25 protein-coding genes are annotated in these 23,645 nt (G+C 73.7%); 9 read left to right on the plus strand and 16 right to left on the minus strand.

The genetic code is table 11. From position 1 onward, the window contains the following. Positions 1-87: 87 nt before the first annotated feature. The 5 genes from QUG98_RS15705 to QUG98_RS15725 form a co-directional block, all read right to left on the minus strand. Entirely contained in the window at positions 88-501 is a 414-nt protein-coding gene (locus QUG98_RS15705; protein ID WP_254678378.1) for an ATP-binding protein, read from the minus strand. Continuing rightward, positions 498-836, minus strand: coding sequence for an STAS domain-containing protein (locus QUG98_RS15710; RefSeq protein WP_058729488.1), 339 nt, complete (start codon positions 834-836; stop codon positions 498-500). Before QUG98_RS15710 ends, QUG98_RS15705 begins: the two co-directional genes overlap by 4 nt. Positions 837-893: 57 nt before the next feature. Beyond that, positions 894-2,111 carry a multidrug effflux MFS transporter gene (locus QUG98_RS15715; RefSeq protein ID WP_289471433.1) on the minus strand — a complete coding sequence of 406 codons (1,218 nt, stop codon included), beginning with the start codon at positions 2,109-2,111 and terminating at the stop codon, positions 894-896. A gap of 273 nt (positions 2,112-2,384) precedes the next feature. Beyond that, complete coding sequence (locus tag QUG98_RS15720; protein ID WP_289471434.1) at positions 2,385-5,036, minus strand: phosphoenolpyruvate carboxylase; 2,652 nt, start codon at positions 5,034-5,036, stop codon at positions 2,385-2,387. A gap of 140 nt (positions 5,037-5,176) precedes the next feature. Then, on the minus strand, positions 5,177-5,848 hold the full coding sequence (locus QUG98_RS15725; RefSeq protein ID WP_289471435.1) for a biliverdin-producing heme oxygenase: 672 nt from the start codon (positions 5,846-5,848) through the stop codon (positions 5,177-5,179). Between the two features lie 57 nt (positions 5,849-5,905). Here QUG98_RS15725 and QUG98_RS15730 point away from each other — a divergent pair, with 57 nt between their 5' ends. Together QUG98_RS15730 and QUG98_RS15735 are read left to right on the plus strand one after the other, a co-directional pair. Continuing rightward, positions 5,906-6,745 carry a siderophore-interacting protein gene (locus QUG98_RS15730; RefSeq protein ID WP_289471436.1) on the plus strand — a complete coding sequence of 280 codons (840 nt, stop codon included), beginning with the start codon at positions 5,906-5,908 and terminating at the stop codon, positions 6,743-6,745. Positions 6,746-6,845: 100 nt separating this feature from the next. Continuing rightward, the gene (locus tag QUG98_RS15735) at positions 6,846-7,424 is read left to right on the plus strand and encodes a GIY-YIG nuclease family protein (RefSeq protein WP_434533456.1); all 579 of its coding nucleotides are present in this window, start codon (positions 6,846-6,848) and stop codon (positions 7,422-7,424) included. Positions 7,425-7,562: 138 nt separating this feature from the next. Here the strand turns inward: QUG98_RS15735 and QUG98_RS15740 are convergent, their stop codons facing one another. From QUG98_RS15740 to QUG98_RS15760, 5 genes are all read right to left on the minus strand, one after another. Then, on the minus strand, positions 7,563-9,152 hold the full coding sequence (locus tag QUG98_RS15740) for a GMC family oxidoreductase (protein ID WP_289471438.1): 1,590 nt from the start codon (positions 9,150-9,152) through the stop codon (positions 7,563-7,565). Continuing rightward, on the minus strand, positions 9,149-10,486 hold the full coding sequence (locus QUG98_RS15745) for an alpha/beta fold hydrolase (RefSeq protein WP_289471439.1): 1,338 nt from the start codon (positions 10,484-10,486) through the stop codon (positions 9,149-9,151). The genes QUG98_RS15740 and QUG98_RS15745 overlap by 4 nt, the downstream gene beginning before the upstream one ends. Positions 10,487-10,559: 73 nt before the next feature. Beyond that, positions 10,560-11,156, minus strand: coding sequence for a TetR/AcrR family transcriptional regulator (locus QUG98_RS15750; protein WP_289471440.1), 597 nt, complete (start codon positions 11,154-11,156; stop codon positions 10,560-10,562). 28 nt (positions 11,157-11,184) lie between these two features. After that, positions 11,185-11,388, minus strand: coding sequence for a hypothetical protein (locus QUG98_RS15755; RefSeq protein ID WP_137767141.1), 204 nt, complete (start codon positions 11,386-11,388; stop codon positions 11,185-11,187). Then, positions 11,385-11,609 carry a hypothetical protein gene (locus tag QUG98_RS15760; protein ID WP_289471441.1) on the minus strand — a complete coding sequence of 75 codons (225 nt, stop codon included), beginning with the start codon at positions 11,607-11,609 and terminating at the stop codon, positions 11,385-11,387. The genes QUG98_RS15755 and QUG98_RS15760 overlap by 4 nt, the downstream gene beginning before the upstream one ends. 239 nt (positions 11,610-11,848) lie before the next feature. On the opposite strand from QUG98_RS15760, the gene QUG98_RS15765 reads away from it, so the two are divergent. Then, on the plus strand, positions 11,849-12,817 hold the full coding sequence (locus QUG98_RS15765; RefSeq protein WP_289471442.1) for an AraC family transcriptional regulator: 969 nt from the start codon (positions 11,849-11,851) through the stop codon (positions 12,815-12,817). Here the strand turns inward: QUG98_RS15765 and QUG98_RS15770 are convergent. The 4 genes from QUG98_RS15770 to QUG98_RS15785 all read right to left on the minus strand — a co-directional run bounded on the left by QUG98_RS15770 (position 12,805) and on the right by QUG98_RS15785 (position 17,598). Then, complete coding sequence (locus tag QUG98_RS15770) at positions 12,805-13,815, minus strand: putative endonuclease domain-containing protein (protein WP_289471443.1); 1,011 nt, start codon at positions 13,813-13,815, stop codon at positions 12,805-12,807. The genes QUG98_RS15765 and QUG98_RS15770 overlap by 13 nt on opposite strands. 78 nt (positions 13,816-13,893) lie before the next feature. Continuing rightward, entirely contained in the window at positions 13,894-14,862 is a 969-nt protein-coding gene (locus QUG98_RS15775) for a helix-turn-helix transcriptional regulator (RefSeq protein WP_289471444.1), read from the minus strand. Positions 14,863-14,955: 93 nt separating this feature from the next. Next, positions 14,956-16,440, minus strand: a complete 1,485-nt coding sequence (locus QUG98_RS15780) for a reverse transcriptase family protein (protein WP_289471445.1) — start codon at positions 16,438-16,440, stop codon at positions 14,956-14,958. 195 nt (positions 16,441-16,635) lie between these two features. Further along, on the minus strand, positions 16,636-17,598 hold the full coding sequence (locus tag QUG98_RS15785) for an SDR family NAD(P)-dependent oxidoreductase (RefSeq protein WP_289471446.1): 963 nt from the start codon (positions 17,596-17,598) through the stop codon (positions 16,636-16,638). Positions 17,599-17,693: 95 nt separating this feature from the next. Here QUG98_RS15785 and QUG98_RS15790 point away from each other — a divergent pair, with 95 nt between their 5' ends. The 3 genes from QUG98_RS15790 (at position 17,694) to QUG98_RS15800 (ending at position 20,347) form a co-directional block, all read left to right on the plus strand. Beyond that, entirely contained in the window at positions 17,694-17,957 is a 264-nt protein-coding gene (locus QUG98_RS15790; protein ID WP_289471447.1) for a hypothetical protein, read from the plus strand. A 91-nt stretch (positions 17,958-18,048) separates the two neighbouring features. Beyond that, entirely contained in the window at positions 18,049-19,359 is a 1,311-nt protein-coding gene (locus QUG98_RS15795) for a PP2C family protein-serine/threonine phosphatase (RefSeq protein WP_289471448.1), read from the plus strand. 109 nt (positions 19,360-19,468) lie between these two features. Further along, positions 19,469-20,347, plus strand: a complete 879-nt coding sequence (locus QUG98_RS15800) for a glycoside hydrolase family 16 protein (RefSeq protein WP_289471449.1) — start codon at positions 19,469-19,471, stop codon at positions 20,345-20,347. Positions 20,348-20,463: 116 nt separating this feature from the next. Here QUG98_RS15800 and QUG98_RS15805 read toward each other — a convergent pair whose 3' ends face one another. Both QUG98_RS15805 and QUG98_RS15810 read right to left on the minus strand, forming a co-directional pair. Next, entirely contained in the window at positions 20,464-20,673 is a 210-nt protein-coding gene (locus tag QUG98_RS15805; RefSeq protein WP_058729470.1) for a hypothetical protein, read from the minus strand. 31 nt (positions 20,674-20,704) lie between these two features. Next, the gene (locus tag QUG98_RS15810; protein ID WP_289471450.1) at positions 20,705-21,046 is read right to left on the minus strand and encodes a DUF3140 domain-containing protein; all 342 of its coding nucleotides are present in this window, start codon (positions 21,044-21,046) and stop codon (positions 20,705-20,707) included. 149 nt (positions 21,047-21,195) lie between these two features. On the opposite strand from QUG98_RS15810, the gene QUG98_RS15815 reads away from it, so the two are divergent. The 3 genes from QUG98_RS15815 to QUG98_RS15825 all read left to right on the plus strand — a co-directional run bounded on the left by QUG98_RS15815 (position 21,196) and on the right by QUG98_RS15825 (position 23,578). Beyond that, positions 21,196-22,419 carry an alcohol dehydrogenase catalytic domain-containing protein gene (locus QUG98_RS15815; protein WP_289471451.1) on the plus strand — a complete coding sequence of 408 codons (1,224 nt, stop codon included), beginning with the start codon at positions 21,196-21,198 and terminating at the stop codon, positions 22,417-22,419. Further along, on the plus strand, positions 22,416-23,324 hold the full coding sequence (locus QUG98_RS15820) for an SDR family oxidoreductase (protein WP_289471452.1): 909 nt from the start codon (positions 22,416-22,418) through the stop codon (positions 23,322-23,324). The genes QUG98_RS15815 and QUG98_RS15820 overlap by 4 nt, the downstream gene beginning before the upstream one ends. Before the next feature lie 113 nt (positions 23,325-23,437). Continuing rightward, entirely contained in the window at positions 23,438-23,578 is a 141-nt protein-coding gene (locus QUG98_RS15825; RefSeq protein WP_175415942.1) for a hypothetical protein, read from the plus strand. Positions 23,579-23,645 lie beyond the last annotated feature (67 nt).

Genomic DNA, 23,645 nt, shown 5'->3' on the forward strand with positions numbered 1-23,645 from the left:
GCCTCGGCGGGATGTGCGCGGACCGGCTCCCGTCGTGCGGGAACCGGATGGTCAGCCGGCTCGGCGCGCAGACCGGATGGTCGGGCGTCAGTGCCGACCGCGGCGGACGGTCCACCGGTTGCGGTCGGCGACCCGCTCGTAGCGCAGGTCGTCGACGACCATCTGCACGAGCGCGAGGCCACGACCCCCCTCGGCCAACGCGTCGGGCAGGTGTGCGGCGGACGGGTCGACGAGCACCGGGACACCGTCGTCCGAGAGCGACACGGTGACGTCGTCCGGACCGACGTCCATCCTGAGGGAGCAGGACACCCGGCCACCGCCGGAGCCGTGCTCGATGACGTTCGAGGCGAGCTCGACGAGGGCGAGCTCGAGTGCCATGCGGTCCTCGAGGGACAGGTCGGGTTCGCTGTCCCACACCGAGGACAGGAACGTGTGCACCGCCGTGACGTCCTCGGGCGGGCAGGCGAGGTCCAGGACGTGCTCGCCCATGGCGACGGTCATGCCCAGTTCGTCACCGCGGCGTCCCCGTCCGGGTACGTCCGCAGGATCTTGTCGATGTTGGAGAGCTTGAGCACCATCTGCACCTGCTCGGAGGGGGCGGCGAGCCGGAGGTCTCCCCCGGCCTGACGAGCGGTCTTCAGGCAGCCCACCAGGGCCCCCAGCCCGGACGAGTCCATGAACTCGACGCCCGACAGCTCGACGACCAGACGCGCGCGCCCGCCCTCGACGACCTTCGCCACGGTCTCGCGGAAGGCACCCGCGCTCACCATGTTCAGCCGTCCGCTGCACTCGAGCACGGCGGTGTCGTCCGTTGCCTCGTGTACGACGATGTCCATGCAGGGGCCTCCTCGGTTCGGTGCGGGTGCACCCTGCAACCTACCGGGTGCGAGCCGTCAGGCGGTACGGCCTCGCCGCGTCGCGAGGACCTGGACCACCACGGCGGCCGCCATGAGCGACACCATCACGCCTCCCATCGCGGTCGCGGTCCCGCCGAGCGCACCTGCGAGCGGCGTGCCGAGCCCGCCGAGTCCGAACGTCAGGCCGCCCTGCAGCGCGGCGGCGGTGCCGGGGTGCGCCGCGCCGACGTGCTGCGTCCGGGTCATCGCAGCGGGGAGCACGAAGCCCCACGCCCCGGTGACCACCGCGAGGGCGCACCACACCGGTACGGGGCCGAGTCCGGCGAGGGCGGCGACCAGCACCACGGCACTACCGAGCGTCCCCGTGGCGAGGCCGGCGGTCAGCAGGGTGTCCTCGGAGAACCGCCCGACGACGCGCCGGAACACGAGCGTCGTGACGACCATCATCGAGGCGTTCGTGGCGAACACGAGCGTGTAGCGCTGCTCCGAGAAGCCGTACTGCTGCTGGAACACGAACGAGCTCGTCGCGATGTAGGCGAAGAACCCGATCGTGGACAGCACGCCCGTGAGCACGTACGCCCGGAAGCGCCCGATCGCGAGCAGGTCACGGATGCGTCGCCCGTTCGCCCGGAACCCGGTGCCGCCCCGTGCAGCCGGCGGCAGGGTCTCCCCGAAGCGCAGGACGACCGCGACGGTGAAGGCCGCGCCGAGCACGGCCAGGACGACGAACATCAGGCGCCAGGAGCCGACCGTCAGCACGGCACCACCCGCGAGCGGTGCGACGACCGGGCCGAGGGCGTTGATCGCGGCGAGGGTGCCGAACACCTTCGCGGTGCGCGGTCCCGTCGTCGTGTCCGAGACCATCGCGCGTCCGGCGACGGCTCCTGCCGCTCCGGCGAGCCCCTGCAGCACGCGGGTGGCGACGAGGGTGCCGACGTCGGGCGCGAGCGCGCACCCGACCGACGCCAGCGCGAAGCCGGCGGTCCCGACGAGCAGCAGCGGTCGGCGCCCGATGCCGTCGCTCACCGGTCCGGCCAGGAGCTGCCCGACGGCGAACGCGACGAGGAAGGCCGTGAGCGACAGCTGCACGACGCCCGGGGTCGTGCCGAGCTCGCGCGCGATGGTCGGCAGCGCGGGGATGTACATGTCCGTCGCGAAGGGCGAGACCCCGACGATGAGCGCCAGCGGGACGATCGGCGGCAGGACCCCACCGGTCGCGGTCGTCGGTCCGGTCCCCGCGCGCTCCGTCGTCACCGACGCCACGCTACGCCCGCGCGAATCGATTCGACAAGGGCCCGCCGCGACGCCGGGCGCGCGACTCCGGCGACAGGAACGTCGTCGGACGACAGCGGTCTCGTCGCGTCGGCCGTCGTGCACCCCCGGCACGCGACCCCTGCGACAGACCCGATGTCGGACGACAGCGGACCTGTCACGTCGGCCGTCACGCGCCAGGCGGCCCCGTGACGGACGGGAGGCGCGGTGCCAGCTGGCACCGCGCCTCCAGTCCGTCGGTGGGCGCGCCGGGGCTCAGCCCGTGTTCTGCAGGCCGGCCGCCACCCCGTTGACGGTGAGCAGGAGCAGCCGGTGGTCGCCGTCCGTCGGGTCGGTGCTGCCGGAGGTGCGGATCGCGCGCAGAGCCCGGAGCTGCAGGTGCGACAGCGCGTCGACGTACGGGCTGCGCAGACGCACGGCCCGGGCGAGCACCGGACGGTCCTCGAGCACGTCGCTGCCGCCGGACACCCGCAGCACCCACTCGCGGGTGCGGAGCATCTCGTCGAGCACCTTCGCGGCGAGGTCGTCGCGGTCGGCGAGCTCGAGGTAGCGGCGGGCGATCTGCTCGTCGGTCTTCGCGAGCGACATCTCGACGTTCTTGATCATCGCGCCGAACAGCGGCCACTCGGCGTAGGCGGCGCGCAGGGCGTCCACGTCCCCGACGGCCTCGAGCGCGGAGCCCAGGCCGTACCAGCCGGCCAGGTTGATCCGCGCCTGCGTCCACGAGAACACCCACGGGATCGCCCGGAGGTCCTCGAGGGACTCGACGCTCAGTCCGCGGCGGGCCGGGCGGGACCCGAGCGGCAGGAGCCCGATCTCCTCCATCGGGGTGACGCGGGCGAACCACGGCGCGAACCCGTCGGCCTGCACCAGGTCGTAGAACGCCCGGCGCGAGACGTCGTCGAGCTGCTGCGCGAGGTCGGCGAAACGGGTCGCCGCGGCTGCCGTGCGCTCCTCGTTCGAGGGCGACGACGCGAACAGCGTGGCCGAGGCCATCTGCTCGAGGTGTCGCGCTGCGATGTCCTGGTCGCCGTACTGGGCGAAGATGACCTCGCCCTGCTCGGTGAGCTTGAGGCGACCGTCGATCGATCCCGGCGGCTGCGCGAGGACGGCCTCGTTCGCCGGGCCACCGCCGCGACCGAGCGAGCCGCCGCGGCCGTGGAACAGCGTCAGCTCGACGTCGTTGTCGCGGGCCCAGTCGGCGATCCGTGCCTGTGCGTCGTAGAGTGCCAGGTTCGCCGACACCGGGCCGACGTCCTTCGACGAGTCCGAGTAGCCGAGCATGACCTCGAGCCGCCGCCCGGTCGCCGCGAGCCGCCGCTGGAAGGGCTCGGTGCGCACGGCCTCGTCGAGGATGTCGACGCTCGCGTGCAGGTCGGCGAAGGTCTCGAACAGCGGGATGACGTCGAGCACGGGGGCGCCGTCACCGCAGGCGGCACGGGCGAGTTCGTGCACGTTCGCCAGGTCGGCGGCCGACTGCGTGAAGGAGACGATGTAGCGGTGCGCGGCGCGGACGCCGTAGCGCTGCTGCAGCTCGGCGACGGTGCGGAACACCGAGAGGACCTCTTCGGTGGTCTCGCTCAGCGCACCGCCGGCACGGATCTCCGCCAGCGCGTTCCGGTGCACCTGGGAGTGCTGGCGCACCTCGAGCTCGGCGAGGTGGAACCCGAACGTCTCGACCTGCCACACGAGGTTCTGCAGGTCGCCGTTCGCCGTCCGGACGGCACCGGCGGCCACGAGCGACGCCTGGATCACCCGGAGGTCGGCGAGGAGCTCCTCGGGACCGCCGTACGCCAGGCCGTCCTGACCACGACGGGTCGCACGGATGCGGGCGGCGACGAAGAGCAGTGCGCGGCGGTGGGTCTCGTTCGGCGCACGGACGCCGATGCGCTCGGCGATGCTCGGCTCGAGCTGCTCCTGCGCGGCCACGAGGGCCTGCAGCCCGGCGTCCGCCGGGGTCTCGGCGGCATCGAGCGTCAGCGCCGATCCGATGCGGGTCGCGGCCCGGGCGAGACCGAGCAGGATGTGCTCGGCCGCGATGTCGGCGGCCTGCTTGGTGACGGCGGCGGTCACGTGCGGGTTGCCGTCGCGGTCGCCACCGATCCAGGTGCCGAACCGCACGAAGGCCGGGGCGGTCACGGGGACCCGACCGGCGTCGTCCCCGAGCAGCCGGTCGTCGAGCAGGCGGTAGACCTGCGGCACGATCTCGAAGAGGGTCTGGTCGAACACGCTCATCGCCGTGCGGACCTCGTCGAGCGGGGTCGGACGGGTCGTGCGGAGCGGCGAGGTGCGCAGCAGCGTCGTGATCTCCTCGAGCAGTCGTCGCTCGTTCTCGGCACGCGCGGTGGCGTTCCGGGAGCGGTCGCGCTCGTCGATCAGGTCCGTGATGCGTCGGACGGCCGTGGTCACCGCGCGGCGGCGGGCCTCGGTCGGGTGGGCCGTGAGCACCGGGTGGAACCGCAGGTCGGCCAGGCGGGCGGCGGCCTCGTCGGCACCGACCTGCTCGACGAGCGAGGCGTAGGTGGCGGGGAACGAGTCGCCGGGCAGTCCGCCGTCGTCACCGCGGGCACGGAGGACGCGCACGCGGTGGTGCTCCTCGGCCAGGTTCGTCAGGTGGAAGTAGGTCGTGAACGCCTGGGCGACCGCTTCGGCCCGTTCGGCGGACATGCCGGCGACGATCGCCTCGGCACGGGCGGCGCCCTCGCTGTCGGAGCCCTCGTAGGCGTCGATGACGGCGGCGCGCAGGCTCTCGACGTCGTGCAGCAGCTCGTCGCCCCCGGTCTCCCGCAGCACCCGCCCGAGCAGGTTGCCGAGGTACCGGACGTCCGCGCGCAGGTCGCTGTCGACCGCGCCGCTGACGTCGTCCCGTGCGCGCCCGTGGCGCGTCGATCCGTCGATCGCCGTCATGGGTTCCTCTCACGTTGCGCCGGGAACACGTCCCGGGTCTCCAGCACTGTACCGGCGCACGCGCTCGCGTGACGACGACCGTCCGGACGGACCGCAGTGCCGCCGGAGATCGGTCCGTGGCGACCGTGCCGCGGGCACGCTCAGGCGGGGAGCAGCGCCGCGGCCCGGCCGTCCCCTGGGCGACGCACCGACGCCACGAGCGCCCGGTCCAGGCTCGCCGCCAGGTCGACCTCGGCGAGCACGGCCTCGCGCTCGGCGTCCGACCACGGAGCGGCGTCGAGCTGCGCCCGGTAGGTGTCCTCGAACGCCGCGGGGTCGGCGACCTGGTCGAAGATCGTGAACAGCACGCCGTTGGTGTCGAAGCCGAACCGGTCCTCGAGCAGCCGCGCGAGGGTCGGGCCGCCCGTCAGGTCGCCGAGGTAGCGCGTGTAGTGGTGCGCGACGAAGGCCCCGGGCGAGGTGGCCGCCACGGCGCACAGACGGCGGACGTAGGCGGTGGTCGCCGGCGTCGGGCAGCAGAGCTCCGACCAGTCCGGGCCGACCAGGTACTCGAGGTCGGCGCGGATCGCGGGCATCCGCGTGAGCTGCGTCGTGACGAACGGCGCGGCGACCGGGTGGTCGGCCATCCGCTCGGCGGCGCGCTCGAGGGCGTCGTACACGACGGCGTACTGCCCGAGCAGGTCGGCGTAGTCCGCGACGTCGCACTCCCCCGCGAGCAGGTCGTGCGCACCGCCGGTCCAGACGACCGGGGCCGCAGCGCTGCGGGAGCGCCGGCGCAGGAGCTCGGAGAACGGCGTCACGGTCGGACTCATGAGGTGAGGCTAACCTCAGTAGCTGACAAGGTCGAGCACCGGAAGAGGAATCCCAGGATGAGCCCCAAGCGCACCCAGCACGTCTTCGTCGTCGAGCGGACGGAGCGCCTCACCCCGCACACGGTGCGCGTCCACCTGGGTGGTCCGGCCTTCCGGGACTTCGTCGACGGCGCCGACCCGGACCGGCTCGCCGCGACCGACAAGTACGTGAAGCTCCTGCTCGCGCCGCCGTCGAGCGGGCTGACCCCGCCCTACGACCTCGAGGCGCTCCGCGAGACCCTGCCGAAGCACGAGCGACCCGCGCGCCGCACCTACACGGTCCGCTCCGTCGACCACGCCACCGGCACCATCGCGATCGACTTCGTCGTGCACGGCGACCAGGGCCTCGCCGGACCGTGGGCCGAAGCCGCGCGACCCGGCGACCTGCTCGCGCTGTCCGGTCCCGGTGGCCGGTACGCCCCGTCGCAGGACCCGACCGTCACCCACGTGCTGCTGGGCGACGACAGCGCGCTCCCCGCGATCGGCGCGGCCCTCGCCGCGATGCCGGCCGACGCCCGCGGCGTCGCGCTCGTCGAGGTCGGCGGCGCAGCCGACGAGCAGCCGCTCGAGCACCCGGTCGGCGTCGACCTGCGCTGGCTGCACCGCGACGTCACCGGCGCCGAGCCGGGCACGCTGCTGGTCGAGGCCGCTCGCGGACTGCCCCGTGCCTCCCGGCCGGTGCAGGTCTTCGCGCACGGCGAGCGGACCGCGGTGAAGGCGATCCGTCGGCTGCTGCAGGACGAGTGGGGCCTCGAGAAGGCGGAGCTGTCGCTGTCGGCCTACTGGGCGATCGGCCGCGCCGAGGACCGCTTCCAGGAGGAGAAGCGCGAGCCCGTCGGCGTGATCTTCGCGGACTGAGCGGACGCCACCGCGCAGCGGTCCGGCCGGGAGGCGCGGCGCGCGGCTCGGCCTGGAGGCGCGGAGCGCGTCGGTGGCGCGCGCTAGCGTCCGACGGGTGATCACCTCTCCCGCCGTCCCCGCGTGCTGCGTCCCCGGTTGCGACGCGCCCTGCGCCGACGGCTTCGCCGCCGTCCTGCCGCTCTGCGGCGGGCACGTGACGCTGGTCGCCGACACGGCGGCCGAGCACGTCGGCACCGAGGACGCCCTGCCGGGCCCCTGCCCGGTGTGCGGGTCGCGGGTCGGCGTGCGCTGGCCCAGTACCGTGCTGTGCGGCACGTGCGAGTGGCCGTGGGGCGACGTGCCGGACGGCGAGCTCCCACCGCCGCGCGTCGACGTCGTCTACTACCTACGACAGCGGGACGACTTCGGCGACCGGGTGAAGATCGGGACGACCGCGAACCCACGGCAGCGGCTCGCCGCGGTGCCCCACCAGGAGCTCTTGGCGTTCGAGCGCGGCGACCGGCACCTCGAGCGGCGCCGGCACACGGCGTTCGCCGCCGACCGGTTCCCGGGGACGGAGTGGTTCCGGACGACGCCCGCACTGCTCGACCACGTCGCGCAGGTCGCCGCCGGGGTGGACGACCCGTGGACACTGCACGCCCGGTGGACGAGCGAGGCGCTCGCGCTGCGCGGCTGAGGGCGGTGCTGCGCCAGCGAGACGCCGACGCGACACGGTCGAGGGCGGTGCTGCGCCAGCGGGGTGCTGCGAGGGTGAGGGCGGTGCTGCGCGGACGGACCGCGCAGCACCGCGCCCCCCAGGCCGCCGCGGTGCGCGTCAGACCGCTGCTGCGGTCGTGCGCTGCCGGTCGGCTGCCGGGTCGTCCCGCAGGAACCGGTCGGCGGTGCGCAGGGACAGCGCCATGATCGTGAGCGCGGGGTTCGCGATGACGGCGCTCGGGAACACCGAGTTGTCGCACACCCACAGGTTCGGCACGTCCCACGACCGACCCGCGGGGTCGACGACCGACGATCCGGCGTCGGACCCCATCCTGGCGGTGCCGATCGTGTGGGCGGTCCGCTCGAGGACCCGGACGTCGGTGCCGCCGGCCGCCTCGACGATCGCCGTCATCGTGCGGACGGCGTGGGCGCGGATGGCGTCCTCGTTCGACCCCGGCGAGAACGTCACGCGGGCGCGGGGCACCCCGTGCTCGTCGAGCTCGTCGGAGAGCACCAGCCGGTTGTCGTCGTACGGCAGGCACTCGGCGTTGATGCCGACCCCGGCCATCCGCGGGTAGTCGCGCATCGCCCGCACGAGCTCGGCACCGCGCAGCCCCCCGCCGCGCACCAGCGTGGTGGCGAAGGTCAGCGGCTGGACGCCGAGGCTCTGGATCAGGTAGCCGCCCGCGAAGTCCGCGTCGGCCGGTCGGACGAAGTCCTCGGTGATGATCGACGACGGGTAGCCGCGGTACGAGCGCATCGACTCGTCGAAGGTCGCCCACACCTGGGTGGCCCCGTGCGCGGTGAAGTTGCGACCGACCTGGCCGCTGCTGTTCGCCAGGCCGGTGTGCAGGAGCAGGCGCGGCGTCTCCACCCCGCCGGCGGCCAGCACGAGGGACCGGCACCGCTGGCGACGCTCCCGGCCGTCGCGTGTGTAGAGCACGGCGCACACCCGGCCGTCGGCGTCGAGCTCGATGCCGTGCACGAACGACTCCGGACGGATCTCGGCACCGAACGCGACGGCTGCGGGCAGGTACGTGGTGTCCATCGACACCTTCGCCCCGTTGCGGCAGCCCTGGTGGCACGAACCGCAGGACACGCAGGCCTGGCGCAGCCCGTGGTGCTCCTGCACCCGGTCCTCGGTCGTCAGTGCGACCGGAGCGTCCGTCGCCGTGATCCCGAGCGCCGCGGTACCGCGCATCATCATGTCCGACGAGGCGTTCCGCGCGGGCGGTCCCATCCGGTAGCGGCGGTCCGGGTCCCAGGGGTAGTGCTCCGGGCCCGCGACGCCCACCTCGTGCTCGACGCGCTCGATGTACGCGGTGAGCTCGGCGTGGTCGACCGGCCAGTCCTCGCCCTGCCCGCTCTCGGTGCGCAGGCGCAGGTCGTGCGTGCTCGGACGCGGGGTGAACGCGCCCCAGTGCAGGGTCGACCCACCGACGCCCGTGCCGCTGTTGTTCGGACCGAAGGCGGTCGGCGCGGCTCCCCCGCTGATCCGCTCGTCCATCCAGTTGATGTCCGCGGGTGCCTCGACCTCGTCGGGGGTGTGGTCGCCGGGCTCCGTGTTCCGGCCGGCCTCGAAGGCGACCACGGTCAGGCCCTCGCGGGCGAGCCGGGCGGTCAGCGGTGCGCCACCCGCGCCCGTCCCGACGACGACGACGTCGACGACCTCGTCGTCCTGGTGGTGGCGCTGTGCGTCGAGTTTCATCGTCCTGCTCCCTCGGGTTCCCACGCTTCCCGCTGCCCGGCTCCGAGCAGCTGGAAGCCCTGCTTCCGGACGCCGTCGCCGCCGTTGGCGAAGCCGTCGTAGTCGATCTCGGACATGGTCGCGGGGTGGGCGAGCCACTGCTTCACCAGGTCCACGCTCGCGTCCTCGAACCAGACGCGGAGCTGCTCGGCGTCGAGCGGGCCGTCCGACCGGTACCGCCCGGCGGCGACGTCCTCGAGCGCTGCGGACAGGTCGTCGGCGGACACCGCCGCGAGCACGTCGAGCGCACCGCGGTAGGCGTCGACGTCGGTCGGCATCCCGTCCGGTCGCCAGCCGTCGCCCTGCCCGGCGGCGAGCTGGCGGTCGACACGCAGGGCGACGTCCACCTCGCCCTCGTCCGGCTGCGGCACGACGATCCGCGCCACCGCCCGGAGCACGTCGAGCTGCTGCTGCGTCAGGGCGTCCGGCGTCGCGGCGGGGTCGTCCGGCAACGCGCGGACCGCCAGGACCCCGCGGGTCCTGGCGCTCACGCGCGGCGAGGCGATGACCCGCGCCTGGTCGGCGGGCACCACCGGTCCGTGTGCGACTCGGCGCGTCCAGAAGTCACGGACGAGCGCGGCGACCTCCTCGGGACACTCCCACGGCAGCAGGTGTGCGGCGCCGGCGACCTCGTGCAGCTCGGCCGCGGGCCAGTGCGGCATCGTCAGGCGTCGCTGTGCGTCCGCGGCCAGGTCGCCGTCTTCGGCGCCGGCGAGCACGAGCGTCGGCACGGGGTTCGGCTCGGCGGTGGTCGACCAGTCCTCGCGGCTGCCGCGGAGCAGCCAGTCGCGCCAGGCCCGCGGATCCGCGCGCTGGACGTCCTGCACGGCCTGTTCGTGGCGGTCGGGTGGCAGGACGGCTGCGGTGTTCGCGTCGACGAACTCCGCCGCGTGGTGCGGCTCGATCGGTCCGTCCGCGGCCCAGCCGAGCATCGACGCGCGGCGGCCCTCGTCCATCGGCTCGGGCGCGAGGGGCGAGGCGGCGAGGAGCACGACGGCACGCAGCCCGAACAGGCCGTTCGCGCCCGACACGGTCCGGTCGGCGACGACGGTCGCGACCTTGCCGCCCATCGAGTGACCCACGATCGCCCACTCGGTGGCACCGCTCGTGCCGATCGCCCGCTCGACGAGCACGGCCATCTCCTCGACGGTCGTGCCGCCGGACGCCGGGCTCCGGCCGAAGCCGGGAAGGTCGATCCCGACGAGGTCGATGGTGCCGGCGAGTTCGGAGCGGAGGAGGGCGAACTCCTCCGCGCTCGAGCCCAGCGCGTGCAGGCAGAAGGCGGTCGCTGTCATCCTTCGTTCCTACCGTCCGGATCGCGCGGGACACAGGCTCCTGTACCCCGTGCCCGTACCCCGTCGGGCGGCGTCAGGACGTGGGGTGCGCGTCGTAGACCGACAGCAGCATCGCCGCGCCGAGACGGGCGGCACGGGCTGGCTGCGCGGACCGCTGCACGGCCGACTCGACCCGGGCTCCCTCGACGAGCAACGAGAGCGCCTGCGCGACGTGCGACGGCACCCCGGCGCGCGCGCACAGCTGCGTGAGGTGTGCCTCGACGTCGGCGAAGTGCGCCTGCGCGAGGTCGGCGATGGCGGGATCGGTCCGCCCGAGCTCGGCGTGCCCGTTGATGAACGCGCAGCCGCGCCAGCCCTCGTCCGCGAAGCACTGCTCGAGGTACCCGAAGACACCGAGGACCTCGTCCCGTGGGTCGTCGGACGCACGGGCGATGCCGTCGAGCGCCCGACGCCAGGCACCGTGCCACCGCTGCAGCACGGCGACCACGAGTGCACGCTTCGACGGGTAGGCCGCGGTGAGCTCGTCGAGCGCGAGCCCGGCCTCGGCCGCGATGTCGTCCATCGTCACGGGCGTCACGCCGTGCCGGGTGAAGAGCGTGTCCGCGGCGGTGGACGCCCTGCGCTGCGCCGCGGTCTCGCGGGTGGTGGGGGTCAGGGAGAGCAGGGTCATGGGCCTTCCGGTGGTCGGTGCCGCGAGCCTAGCGAGCGGAGACGCTCGGCGCGTCGAGCGCCTCGGCGAGCAGGGCGCGCATGTCGATCGGCTGGGTCGGCGCATCAGCCGCAGCCGACCGGCGCACCGGCAGCAGGGTGTCGGCCACGGAGCGGTCCGCACCGGGCAGCGCGCGGGTCCCGCGGGACAGTCGGGAGCCGCGGATGCCGAGCTCGTTGCGCGGGATGCTCATGCGGAGAGTCCGAGCACGATCGCGGCGGAGGCGGCGACGGTGACCGACACCAGACCGGTCGTCACCGCGGCGACCTGCAGGCCGTGCAGTCGACGGGCCGCACGGACCTCGGAGAACACGGGACCGGCCCCCGACCCGGCTGCTCGTCGTCGCGCGGCCGACGAGACGGCGTCGCGGGCGGTCCTCGGTCCGGTGTGCACTTCGGCGGCGGTGATGGTCACGGTCCTCGTCCTCGGGTCTGCGGGGTCGGCTGGTCCCGACCCCTCCACCGAGGACGCTACGAGCGGGTGGGGCTCCCCGGACGCGGATCGGCGGACGACGACGATTCGCGGACGTCCACGGCGGTCCGGGCGACGGTCGGTGGACATCCGCTCCGCGCGGAACGGGCCGTCCACCCCTCGGACCGGGGACACACCTGTCCGGACAACGCCGCGCCGCACGGACAGAATGCACGGGACCCATGAACCCGACACCGCCACCCCGCATCGACGTCGAGACGCAGAGCACCGACCTCGACGACGCCCGCGACTTCCTCGCCACCGCCTACGCGGGGAACGAGTGGAGCGCCGACGCGACCCGGCAGCCGTTCGCCTTCCGCTACTCCGCCGTGGGCGACGCCGCGATGTCGCTCCGCGCGATCCGGTTCGACGGCCACCTCGAGGGCGTGATGACCCCGTCCGAGGACTTCGTCGTCCAGTGGACGAAGCGCGGTTCGGCGACGATCGGCGCCGGCGACGACCAGATCGTCATGGAGCCCGGTCGCCCCCAGCTCTGGCCGCAGCAGGGTGCGGCCTTCTCGTACGACGACTACGAGCAGCGCATCGTCCAGGTGAACCGCGCCGCCCTCGAGGAGGTCGCCGGCGAACGCGGCACGGCCCCCGGGCAGCTCGTGCTGGACCACACCGTCCGCCCCGACGACCGCGCGCTCACGGTGTGGCGCAGCAGCGTGCAGCTGATCTCGCACACGGTCCTCGACCGCCGTGCATCGCCGCTGCTGCAGGCCGAGATGGGGCGGCTCGGGGCGCTCGCGCTGCTGGAGCTCTACCCGGTCGTGAGCTCGTCGCTCCCCGACGAGCTCCTGCTCCCCCGCAACGCGCACGTCCGTCGGGCCGTCGAGTACGTGCACGAGCACGCGCACCTCCCGATCACGAGCACCGACCTGGCGCGTGTCGCCTCGCTCAGCCTCCGTGCCCTGCAGACGGCCTTCCAACGGACCTTCGAGCTGTCGCCGAACGCCTACATCCGGCAGGTCCGGCTCGACCGGGTCCGCGACGCGCTGCTCGCCGGCGATCCCGCGACGACGAACATCGCCGACGTCGCACGCGAGTGGGGCTTCGCACACGCGGGCCGGTTCTCCGCGACGTACCAGCAGCGCCACGGGGAGTACCCGCGCCAGACCCTGCGCCGGTTCGGCCGTCAGCGCGCGTAGGCGTCGACGAACAGCGGCCCGCGGAGGTCCCGCAGCGTGTCGACGAGCCGCTCGACCGTCCGGCCGGAGATGCCGGACACCTCGAGGTCGTACGGCCCGAGCGCGGGCAGGCGACCGGTCCGGATCCGCACGACCTCCCAGCCCACCGCGCGGACCGCCCGGTCCTTCCGACGGTCCGTCTCCTGCCGGGGTCCGACGTGCTCGAGTCCGTGGCGTCCGGTGCTGTCGTACTCGATCGCGACGCGGAGCTCCGGCAGCACGATGTCCGGCCAGGCCTCGACGTGGTCGAAGAACGGTCGGTCGAGCCGGATCGCGGTGTGGTCGAACGTGAAGGCGAAGCGATCCCGCAGTGCCTGTCGGAGGTCGGCCTCGACCGCCGAGGCCGGAGCAGGGGCACACACGCTCGTGAAGGAGTCACCGGACGGCAGCCGCGGCGTCTTCGGGCAGACCGACCGCGGGACCGGTCGTGCCGAGCGCCCGCCGCCGGTCCGGCCCGGACGACCCGGGGACCGCGACCCGGACCGGGACGACGCGACCGCGCCGCTCGGCAGCTGGGTCGTCGCCGCACTCGGTCCCGGCGCCGGACCGCGAGCCGGGGCAGCGGGGAGCGTCTGCCGACCGCGGACCCGCTCGGCTCGCTGCGGGGCCGGGACCGCCGCCGGCCAGTCCACCGGGAGCACCGGCCACCGCTGCGGGGTCGCCTGCAGGTGGCACTCGGGGCACCACACCGACCTGCGGCGCTCCCGACCGGGGCGGGAACGCTGCTCGGCCGGCGTCGCGACGAAGACGTGTCCGACGTCGCACTCCCAGGTCAGCAGGACCTCCGCCGCGGGCGGGACCTGCGTGAGCACCACGCCGTGGTTCCACTCCGGGTGGTACTGCCGCACGAGGACCGGGTACGACGCCCACGCCGCCCGGAACTCGCCGACGGCGTACGGCACGGCGACACCGCGCGACCACTGTCGCCGCCGCCACCACGCGTCCACCGGTTCGACCACGGTGCCACCGTAGGGAGCACCGCCGACACCCGCACCCGTGCGACGGACCAGGCGCCACCGTCGAGCGGTGTCCGGGTGTCACCGCAGCGCGTCGTCCCGCCGACTCCGCTGGAGGGTGTCGCTCGGGTGCTCGCCGAACCGCTCGGCGTACGCGGCCGCGAACCGACCGAGGTGCGCCCACTGCCACCGCCGCGCGACGTCGGCCACCAGGAGCTCCCCGCCCGAGTCCTCGAGGTCACGACGAGCGCCGTCGAGCCGCTCGGCGCGCAACCGCGCCATCGGCGACTCGCCGAACCGCCGGTGCATCGCGTTCTGCAGTCCGCGCTCGCTGATCCCGACGGCGTCCGCGATGTCCCGGAGCGTCAGGGGTTGGTCGGCGTGCGTGCGGATCCACTCCGCCGCGCGAGCCGCCGAGCCACGCGCGGTCGGTGCCGCGCTCGGGATCACCGGGAAGGCGGCCACGACGGCGTCGGCGATCTCGGCGTTGACGGCCTGGCGGGCGGCGTCGGCGAGCGCCGCGTCCATCACCGGGCCGCCGTGGGCACGGATCACGTCGCGCAGGGTCCGCCGGGCGGACTCGTCCGTCGACTCGAGCGCGAGGACGACCGGTCCCGTCGGGACGTGTCCGCTGCGGACGAGTGCGCGCCGGAGCAGACGGTCGGACAGGTGGACCATCGTGATGGTGCGGACGTCCGCCGTGAAGGCGTAGCGGCGCGAGGCGGAGAGCAGGACCGGCACGCCCGGCTCCACGACGAGCGCACCACCGCCGTCCACGTCCTCGATGGTCGCGCTGCCGTCCCCGACCCAGAAGACGATGTGCTCGTCGCGGGGCTGCATGGTGCCCGCACGCGTCCCCTCGACCTCGGCGCGCCGGACCGAGACCTCGGTGTCGCCCGCGCCGAGGTAGCGGAAGGCCTCGAGGGCGCTGTCGATCCCGCCGGCGGTCCCGTAGATCGTGTCGAGTTCGACGCCGCGTTCCTCGCTGACGGCCTCCACCCGGAACCGGCGGAACGTGGGGCGCTCGGGCCCCGGTGCCTGCACAGTCACGATCGCATCGTCTCAGCAGCGGCGGTCCGTGTTCGCATTGCGGACAGGTGTGTCGCGCGCCGCCGGCGCCGTCCCGTGTCGGGGACGGCCGCGTCACCAGCGGATGCGCGCGAACTCCTCGTGCAGCCGGCGAGCACGACCCGGGTGCACCTGCTCGACCCAGCCGATCCGACCGAGCAGGTGCGCGCGGAAGTCCCGGTGTCCGGTGCGGTCCTGGGACGTCGGGCCGTGCACGACGCAGTTGTGCAGGACCGCGTGCAGGCGGTCGACCTCGCGCCGCCCGGGCGACGGGAGGTCGTTGACCACGACGCCCGTCACCGACTGCCGGGAGCCCCGCCGACGGACACGGGTCTTGTGCGGGTTGAGCCGGAGGCCCTGGTCCGCGACGATCCGCTCGACCCCGCGCAGGAAGGCGTCGGGCCGAGCGGCCAGTCGGTCGTCGCCGCTGAAGGTCAGGTCGTCGGCGTACCGCGTGTAGCGGCCCCCGCCCGCCGACGCCCACCCGGCGAGCCGGGCGTCGAGGTGTCGGAGCGCCGTGTTGGCGAGCGCCGGCGAGGTGGGCGCACCCTGCGGCAGGTGGGCGACGGCGAGCGCCTCGCGCAGGGCGGCCCGTTCCTCGGGCGTCCCGCCGGCGGGCATCGCGGTGAGGACGTGCGGCGGGACCCGGTGGGTGCAGAGGCCGGTGAGCACGTGCGCGAGCGGTTCGGCGAAGCCGACGGACCGGAACACGCCGTACACCGTCGACGCGCTGACGCTCGCGAAGAACGTGGTCAGGTCGGCGGTGAGCACGACCTGCCGACCGGTGTGCAGCGCAGCCCCGGTGACGACGCTGCGGCCGGCGACGAATCCGTGGGCGGCGTCGTGCACCGGCAGCCGGACCAGCAGTCCGTCCAGCAGGACCCGCTGCGTCCTGCGGAGCAGGTCCATCGGCTTCTCGAGCAACCGTGGGACCCGCCCGGGGCGGACGATCCACTCGTGGCGGACGTGGTGCAGTGGACCGTCGGCCGGAGCGTGCCGGTTCCACGCCCGGGTGTCGGCGAGCCAGAGCAGCCGGCCGACGGTGACGTCGAGTGCCCGGGCGAGCTCCGGGAGCGTGTCGACGAGCAGCGGGCTGTCGACGGCGGGTCGTGCCCGGACGGCGGTGGCGCGTCGGGTCAGCACGCGGACCGGACGTCGCGCCTCGCGGGAGCGGTGCAGGGCGGCCAGCCGAGGGGCCGCGGCGAGCACGCCGGCCAGCTGACGTGGCGCGTCGACCGGCGGTCGGGGGTAGGCGTCGAGGACCGCGCCCACGGCCCGGCCCACGTAGGCGCGTTCCACCCCGACCACGGTGTAGCCGGCGGCGGTCAGGTCGTCGGCGGTCCAGGTGTCGGCGGCGAGGAAGGCGTCGGCGAGCGCCGCCGCCACGACGGACAGGGGCGTGGGGTTCCCGGGGGACCCGTCGGTGCCTCCGTGCGGCGTGGCGCGCGGAGCGCGCTCTCCCGCTCGGGGCGTGTCGTCCTGCTGGTCCTGCGTGCCCCGGGGTGACCCCGGAGAGGTCGACGCGTCGCGCGCGTCGGCCGCCTCCCCCGGGAACTCCACCCGTTCAGCGTACGGCGAGCGGCCGACGGACGGGAGGCCCGTTGCCGGTCCGACGCGCGCCTCCCGTCCGTCGGTGGGTCGGCCCGCAGGCGGCGCGGCCAGCTCAACGCGCGCCTCCCGTCCGTCGGTGGGTCGGCCCGCAGGCGGCGCGGCCGGCTCGACGCGCGCCTCCCGTCCGTCGGTGGGTCGGCCCCGCTAGCGGCGCGGCCGGCCGAGCAGGACGGTCCCGACCACGGCGGCGACGCCCGCCCAGACGAGCGGACGCGTCACGCGGCGGCGCTTCGCGACCCAGCCGCCGTCGGTGGCGTTGTGGGCGTCGGCGGGCGCGTAGAGGTTCCCGTCGCTCGGGACCCCCCTGCCGCGCAGGGCGAACGTCTCGACCATGGGCTTGGTGATCCGGTGGAACAGGCCCGGGAAGACGTACTGCAGCGGGACGAGCGACGCCTGGATTCGCCCGACGAACCGGTAACGCTTCGGGTGCAGCGCGGCCTGCACGACGGCCCTGCCGGCACGCTGGACCGACACCGTGGGCGGCAGCGGGTGCGAGGTCTTGCCGGTGTAGTTGGCGCCGTTCTGGTAGATCGGGGTGTCGATCGTCGACGGCAGCAGGGCGGTGAAGCGGATGCCGGTGCCGGCGTACTCGTCGCCGAGGACGTCGACCAGGCCGAGGGCCGCGTGCTTGCTCGTGACGTACGCCGACTGGTAGGGCGCGGACAGGAGCGACTGGATGGACCCGACCAGGACGTAGGTGCCCTTCCCCCGCTGCTTCCAGTGCGGGAGCAGGGCGGTGATCGCGTGCAGGTGTCCGTAGAGGTTCGTGTCGACGACGCGCTTGAAGGCCTTCGTCGGGGTCTGCTCGAAGAGCGCGTACACGAACAGGGCCGCGTTGCCGACGAACACGTCGATCCGGCCGAAGCGCGCGGTGGTCGTGGCGACCAGGGTCTGCACCGCGTGCTCGTCGGCGACGTCGGTGGGGATCGCGATCGCCTCGACGCCGAGGGCACGGCACTCGGCGGCGGCGGCCTCGAGGGACTGCTCTCCTCGGGCGGCGAGCACGAGCGTGGCGCCCTGTCGCGCGAACTCGTGTGCTGCGGCCCTCCCAATGCCGCTCGATGCTCCGGTGACGACGACGATCTTCCCGCGGAACCGTTTGGTCATGTCCTCGTTGGTACCCGAGGCCTGCTGCGGTGGTGTCCAGGCCGGGAGACGATCGACTCTTCCCGCGCCCGACCACGGGGTGCGACGATGGGCGCATGCCGAAGGACGAGCTGACCGTCGAGGAAGCGACGGCGATCGCCGAGCACGCCCGATCCGGGTCGCTGCCGCTGGAGGACCCCGAGGTCCGCAAGGTCGTCGAGCAGGCGAACCGCACCCTGGTCCGGGCGCAGATGTGGGGCGAGGACCGCAGCCCGAGGCTCCGGCGGCGGCGTCGGTGGCTCGCGGCCGGGGCGCTCGTGATGGTGCTCGTCTGGGTCGCCGGGCTGCTCGTCCCGCTGGCGTTCCGACTCGGCCTCTGAGCACGCGTCCGTTCACCCTGAGCGTGGCTCAACACGCCCGGAGGCGGCCCACAGGTTGCCTGACCGCCGCCACCGGGGTTGACTCGACGGCGTGACGAGCACCGCGGACCGCCCCTCGTCGACGACGACGTGGACGACCAGCGTGCGCGACGACACCGGTCCGATCGTGCTCGCCGGGCTGCGCACCTCGTGGGCGCCGCTCGCGAAGCAGACCATCATCGCCGCCCTGATCGTCGGCGCGGCTGTCGGGAGCACCTTCTCACCGTGGCTCGACGTCACCGATGCGCCGGTGATGTGGACCGGCGTCGCGATCGCCCTCGCAGGCCTGGTCTTCGCGGCGGTCGCCGCACGCTGGTCGTGGGCGATGCGGGTCGAACTGCTCGTCCCCGCGATCGACTTCTTCGCCGTCGGGTTCCTGCGGTACGGCACCGGCGACGCCGCATCGGTCTTCACCGCGATCGTGGTGCTGCCCGTCGTGTGGGTCGCCGCGAACCCGGGTAGGCGGAACGTGGTGTGGCCGGTGCTCGGGACGACCGGCACGCTGTTGCTGTCCTACGTCATCTCGCCGACGGAACCCCGGCCGAGTGAGCTCGTACGGCTGTTCATCGTGGTGTTCGTGTTCGGTGCCACGGCGGCCGTGACGAACGAGCTCGCCCGCCAGGCCGGTCTGCAGCTCGCCGCGGTGCAGCGTCGACGCCGTGTGGCCGAGGGCGAGATCGACCGGGCCGCCCTCGTGCAGCAGTCCCTCCTGCCGACCACCGCCGCCGGCCTGCCCGAGGAGCTCCGCGCCGTGGGCGTCTGCATCCCGGCCCGCACCGTCGGGGGCGACTTCTACGACTGGTTCCCCACCCCCGGTGGAGCCGCCTTCACGCTCGGCGACGTGATGGGCAAGGGTGTCGGCGCAGGCATGATCGCCGCGGCCGTGCGCTCCCTCATCCGCAGCACCGTGGACGAGTCCGACCCCGCGGTGGCCGTCCGGCGCGCCGCGACGGGGCTCGCCACCGGCACGTCGGACCTGACCAGCGGCCAGTTCACGACGTGCTTCCACGTCCGGGTCGACCGCGACGGGCACGCACGGTGGGTCGACGCCGGGCACGGCCTGACCGTGCTCCGGAGCGCCGACGGCACGGTGCGCTCCCTGCGCTCCGGCCACCTGCCGATCGGTGTCGGCACGGTGTGGACCGCCGAGGACACCGTCCTCGAGCCGGGCGACGTGATCGTCACCGTCAGCGACGGCGTGCTCGACCTGTTCGGCGGCGACCTCGACTCGCTCGACCGGTTCGAGGCGTGGGTCGCCGAGCGCGACCACCCGCAGCAGCTGGTCGACGGCATCGCCGAGCTCGCCCACGCGGGCGACCACCCCGACGACGTCACCGTGCTGTGCGTCGGCTACCGCCCCTGAGCCGGACCCCGCGCGGTTGTCCCTCGAAGTGTGGACTGGTCACGGGTCCGATCACGGGTGATGATCGTGCGTCCCGTCCGTCGACGGGCGCGAGGACAGGGACCCCCACATGCCGCACGACCGCACCCCGCACGACGCCGCGCGCGCCGTCGACCGACGCCGCTTCCTGACGTTGGGGCTGGGCAGTGCCGCCGCTGCGACGGCCGCCGCCAGCACGGTCCTCTCCGCCGACGGAGGCGCCCGAGCAGCCACGACGTCGACGTCCGGTGCCGTACTGCTCGCCGCCGACGAGTTCGACGGCGCCGCCGGCAGCGCCCCGAACCCCGGCATCTGGCGGTTCGACACCGGTGCCGGCGGGTGGGGGAACGCCGAGCTGCAGACCTACACCGACTCGCGCCGCAACAGCGCGCTGGACGGCGTCGGCAACCTCACCATCACGGCGCGACGGGAGGCCGACGGCACCTACACGTCCGCCCGGCTGAAGACCGAGGGCACCTTCACGGCGCAGTACGGCCGGATCGAGGCCCGCATCCGCATCCCGCGAGGGCAGGGCATCTGGCCCGCGTTCTGGATGCTCGGCGCCGACATCGGGCAGGTCGGCTGGCCGGCGTGTGGCGAGATCGACGTGATGGAGAACGTCGGGTACGAGCCCGGCACGGTCCACGGCACGGTGCACGGGCCCGGCTACTCGGGCGCGAACGGGCTCTCCGCCGCGGCGACACTGCCGAACGGCGCCGCATGGGCGGACGCGTTCCACGTGTTCGGCGTGGACTGGCGGCCCGGGTCCGTCACCTGGACGGTCGACGGGGTCGCGCAGCGCACCGTCACCCGGGCCGACGTCGGTTCGTCGCCGTGGGTGTTCGACAAGCCGTTCTTCGTGCTGCTCAACGTCGCGGTCGGCGGCACGTGGCCGGGCTCGCCGGACGCCACCACCCGGTTCCCGCAGCAGATGCTGGTGGACTGGGTGCGCGTCTGGCAGCAGTCCTGACGACGGACGGGAGACCCCCACCGGGCACGGCCCGACAGCCGCTGGCGCGTCTGCCGGGAACCGGCCGGCGTGGCCCCTGCTGGACTGCGGACACGCGCCTCCCGTCCGTCCGCCGCTCAGCGCCGGGCGCGCGCCAGCAGCCAGAGGTAGGTCGCGTGGCCGACCAGCGCCAGGCCGAAGAACACCGCGGCGACCGCGTACACGCGGTCGAGCTTCCCCTGCCCGATCACGAGCATCACGACGCAGAACACCACGGCCGCAGCCAGGACGCCGACCTGGATCGTCGACCAGATGCGGCGGAAGCGGGGCATGCCGGAGTCGTCCACGACCCCATTCTGCCCGACGCCGACGGACGGCCTACTTCTCCGGGTCGTGGCCCCAGTTCATGAGCGAGTACCGCCACTTCGAGTCGTGCGAGTCGCCCTTCGGCTCCTGCTTCGAGTGGCGTGCCACGTAGCCGACCACCTTGCGCATGTGCGCGTAGTCGTCGTCGGTGTAGTCGCCCTGCTTCTTCTCGAGGATGCGGACGATGTGCCGCCCGCTCTCGTGCCCGGTCGACTCACCGCCGCCGTCAGACTTCTGCCCGACCTCCTTCGACTCGTCCGTGGCGAGCCACTTCTTCAGCTCGGACGCGGTCATGTTCACCGCACCGGCGAAGTCGTCGCGCGTCTGCTTCTCGTCGTGCTGGTCGTCACTCATGGGCGCCAGCGAACGCGTTCGGCCTGGGTGTCCACGCAGCGCTGCGTGTCCCCCGTTCCCGTGCGCTGAGCGGACGCCGCTCCGCGTCCGTCCAGGCCGACCCGGGTTGTGTGTCCCCCGAACACCCCACGACAGGAAGCGAGAGCGACATGCGCGCAGTGGTCTGGCACGGCATCGGGGACATCCGCCTCGACGAGGTCCCGGAGCCCACCATCCAGCACCCGGAGGACGCGATCGTCCGGATCACCCGCAGTGCGATCTGCGGGACCGACCTGCACTTCGTCCGCGGCACCATGGCGCCGATGGAGGAGGGCACGATCCTCGGGCACGAGGCCGTCGGCGTCGTCACCGAGGTCGGCGACGCCGTCCGCGGGTTCAGCGCCGGTGACCGCGTCGTCATCAACTCGACGATCTCGTGCGGCGCGTGCCGGTACTGCCGGATGGGCAAGACCGCACAGTGCGACGTCGCGAACCCGAACGGACCCGACGCCGGCACGAGCTTCTTCGGCGGGCCGCAGTCGACCGGACCGGTGAACGGCCTGCAGGCCGAGTACGTCCGGGTGCCGTACGCCCGCAACACCATGCACCCGCTGCCCGAGAACGTCAGCGACGAGCAGGCGATCCTGCTCTCCGACATCTTCCCGACCGGCTGGTTCGGTGCCGAGCTCGCCGGCGTCACCCGCGGCGACGTCGTCGTGGTGTTCGGCGCCGGCATCGTCGGCCAGTTCGCCGCCGCCTCGGCGTACAAGCTCGGCGCGGCACGCGTGATCGTCGTCGACGGCGACGAGACCCGACTGGCCGCCGCGCTCGCGCAGCACTGCGAGGTCGTCGACTACAACCGCGAGGACCCCGTGCAGGCGATCAAGGACCTGACGAACGGCATCGGCGCGGACGCCGTGATTGACGCCGTCGGTGTCGACGCCGAGCGCCCGAAGCGCGGCCCCGCCGCGGTCTCCGACGAGGACGCCGCAGCGTTCGACGCCGAGGTGCAGCAGGTCGCGCCCGACGCCTCGCCGGACGGCTTCGGCGACCTCGAGCAGTGGAAGCCCGGCGACGGCCCGTCACAGGTCGCGCAGTGGGCCGTGGCCGCCGTCGCGAAGTATGGCCGCATCGGGATCATCGGCGTCTACGGCCCCACCGCCGAGCGCTACCCGATCGGCCAGGCGATGAACAAGAACCTGACGATCCGCATGGGCAACTGCGACCACCACTCGGTCACGCCGCCGCTCATCGACCTGGTCGCGTCCGGTCAGTTCGACCCCACCGCGCTCATCACCGAGCACGAGCCGATCGGCGACGCGATCGCCGCGTACGAGGCCTTCGACCGGCGCGAGCCCGGCTGGGTCAAGGTGGAGCTGGAGGCGACCCGATGAGCGCCGCGCCGTCCGACCAGTACGCGTTCGGTGACCCGCGCAGCCGGTACCCCGACGTCTCCCCCGAGCCCCAGACCCAGGAGGAGCCGGGCCTGCAGTCGCAGATGACCCCCGTCCCCGACCTGGGCGAGTCCAGCTACCGCGGCACCGGGCGACTCGAGGGCCGCAGAGCCGTGATCACCGGTGCCGACTCCGGCATCGGAGCCGCCGTCGCGATCGCCTTCGCCCGCGAGGGCGCCGACGTCGTCCTGGCCTACCTGCCCGAGGAGCAGTCGGACGCGGACCACGTCATCGAGCAGGTCGAGGCCGCCGGTCGCAAGGCCGTCGCGGTCCCCGGTGACCTCCGCGACAAGGCCTACGCGGGGCAGCTCGTCGAGCGGGCCGTCTCCGAGCTCGGCGGGATCGACGCGCTCGTCAGCGTCGCCGGCAAGCAGCGGTGGCAGCCGGACCTGCTCGACATCACCGACGACCAGTTCGAGGCGACGTTCGACGTCAACGTCTTCGGACTGTTCCGTCTCGTGAAGGCCGCCCTGCCGCACCTGCAGCCGGGGTCGACGATCACCACGACCGCGTCGATGGAGGCGTACAAGCCGGCGCCGGACCGTCTGGACTACGCGGCGTCGAAAGGCGCGATCAACAACTTCTCGAAGGGGCTCTCGCAGCTGCTCGTCGAGCGCGGGATCCGCGTCAACATCGTCGCGCCGGGGCCGACCTGGAGCGTCCTGCAGCCGAGCGGCGGTGTCGACCCCGAGTCGCTGCCCGAGTTCGGCAGCAGCGAGTCACCCATGGGTCGTGCCGCACAGCCGGCGGAACAGGCGCCCGCGTACGTGTTCCTCGCCTCGCAGGAGTCGAGCTACGTCGTCGGCGAGACGCTCAACGTCAACGGGGGCATGGTCACACCCTGACCCCGCTGTCCTCACACACCGGCTCGTGAACCGGACAGTCCGCTCGCCCGAGCGGGAATGCCCGTGCCACCGGCGGTGTCGAACCATCCGCACACCACGCGAAGGAGCACACCATGACCCTCGACCTCCACAAGGGGAACAGCGTCGACACCGAGCGTCGCTGCCTGCCCACCAGCACCCTGCGCGCCCTGCACGACGACCAGCAGGAGCAGTCGTTCGGCCGCTGGCTCGGCCAGATCAACGGTCAGCGCTGATCACCGGTCAGCGCTGATCGACGGACGGGAGGCGGGGGGGCCAATGGGACCCCCCCCCCCCGCGGCC

The organism is Curtobacterium subtropicum (assembly GCF_030362975.1).
Lineage (GTDB): Bacteria > Actinomycetota > Actinomycetes > Actinomycetales > Microbacteriaceae > Curtobacterium > Curtobacterium subtropicum.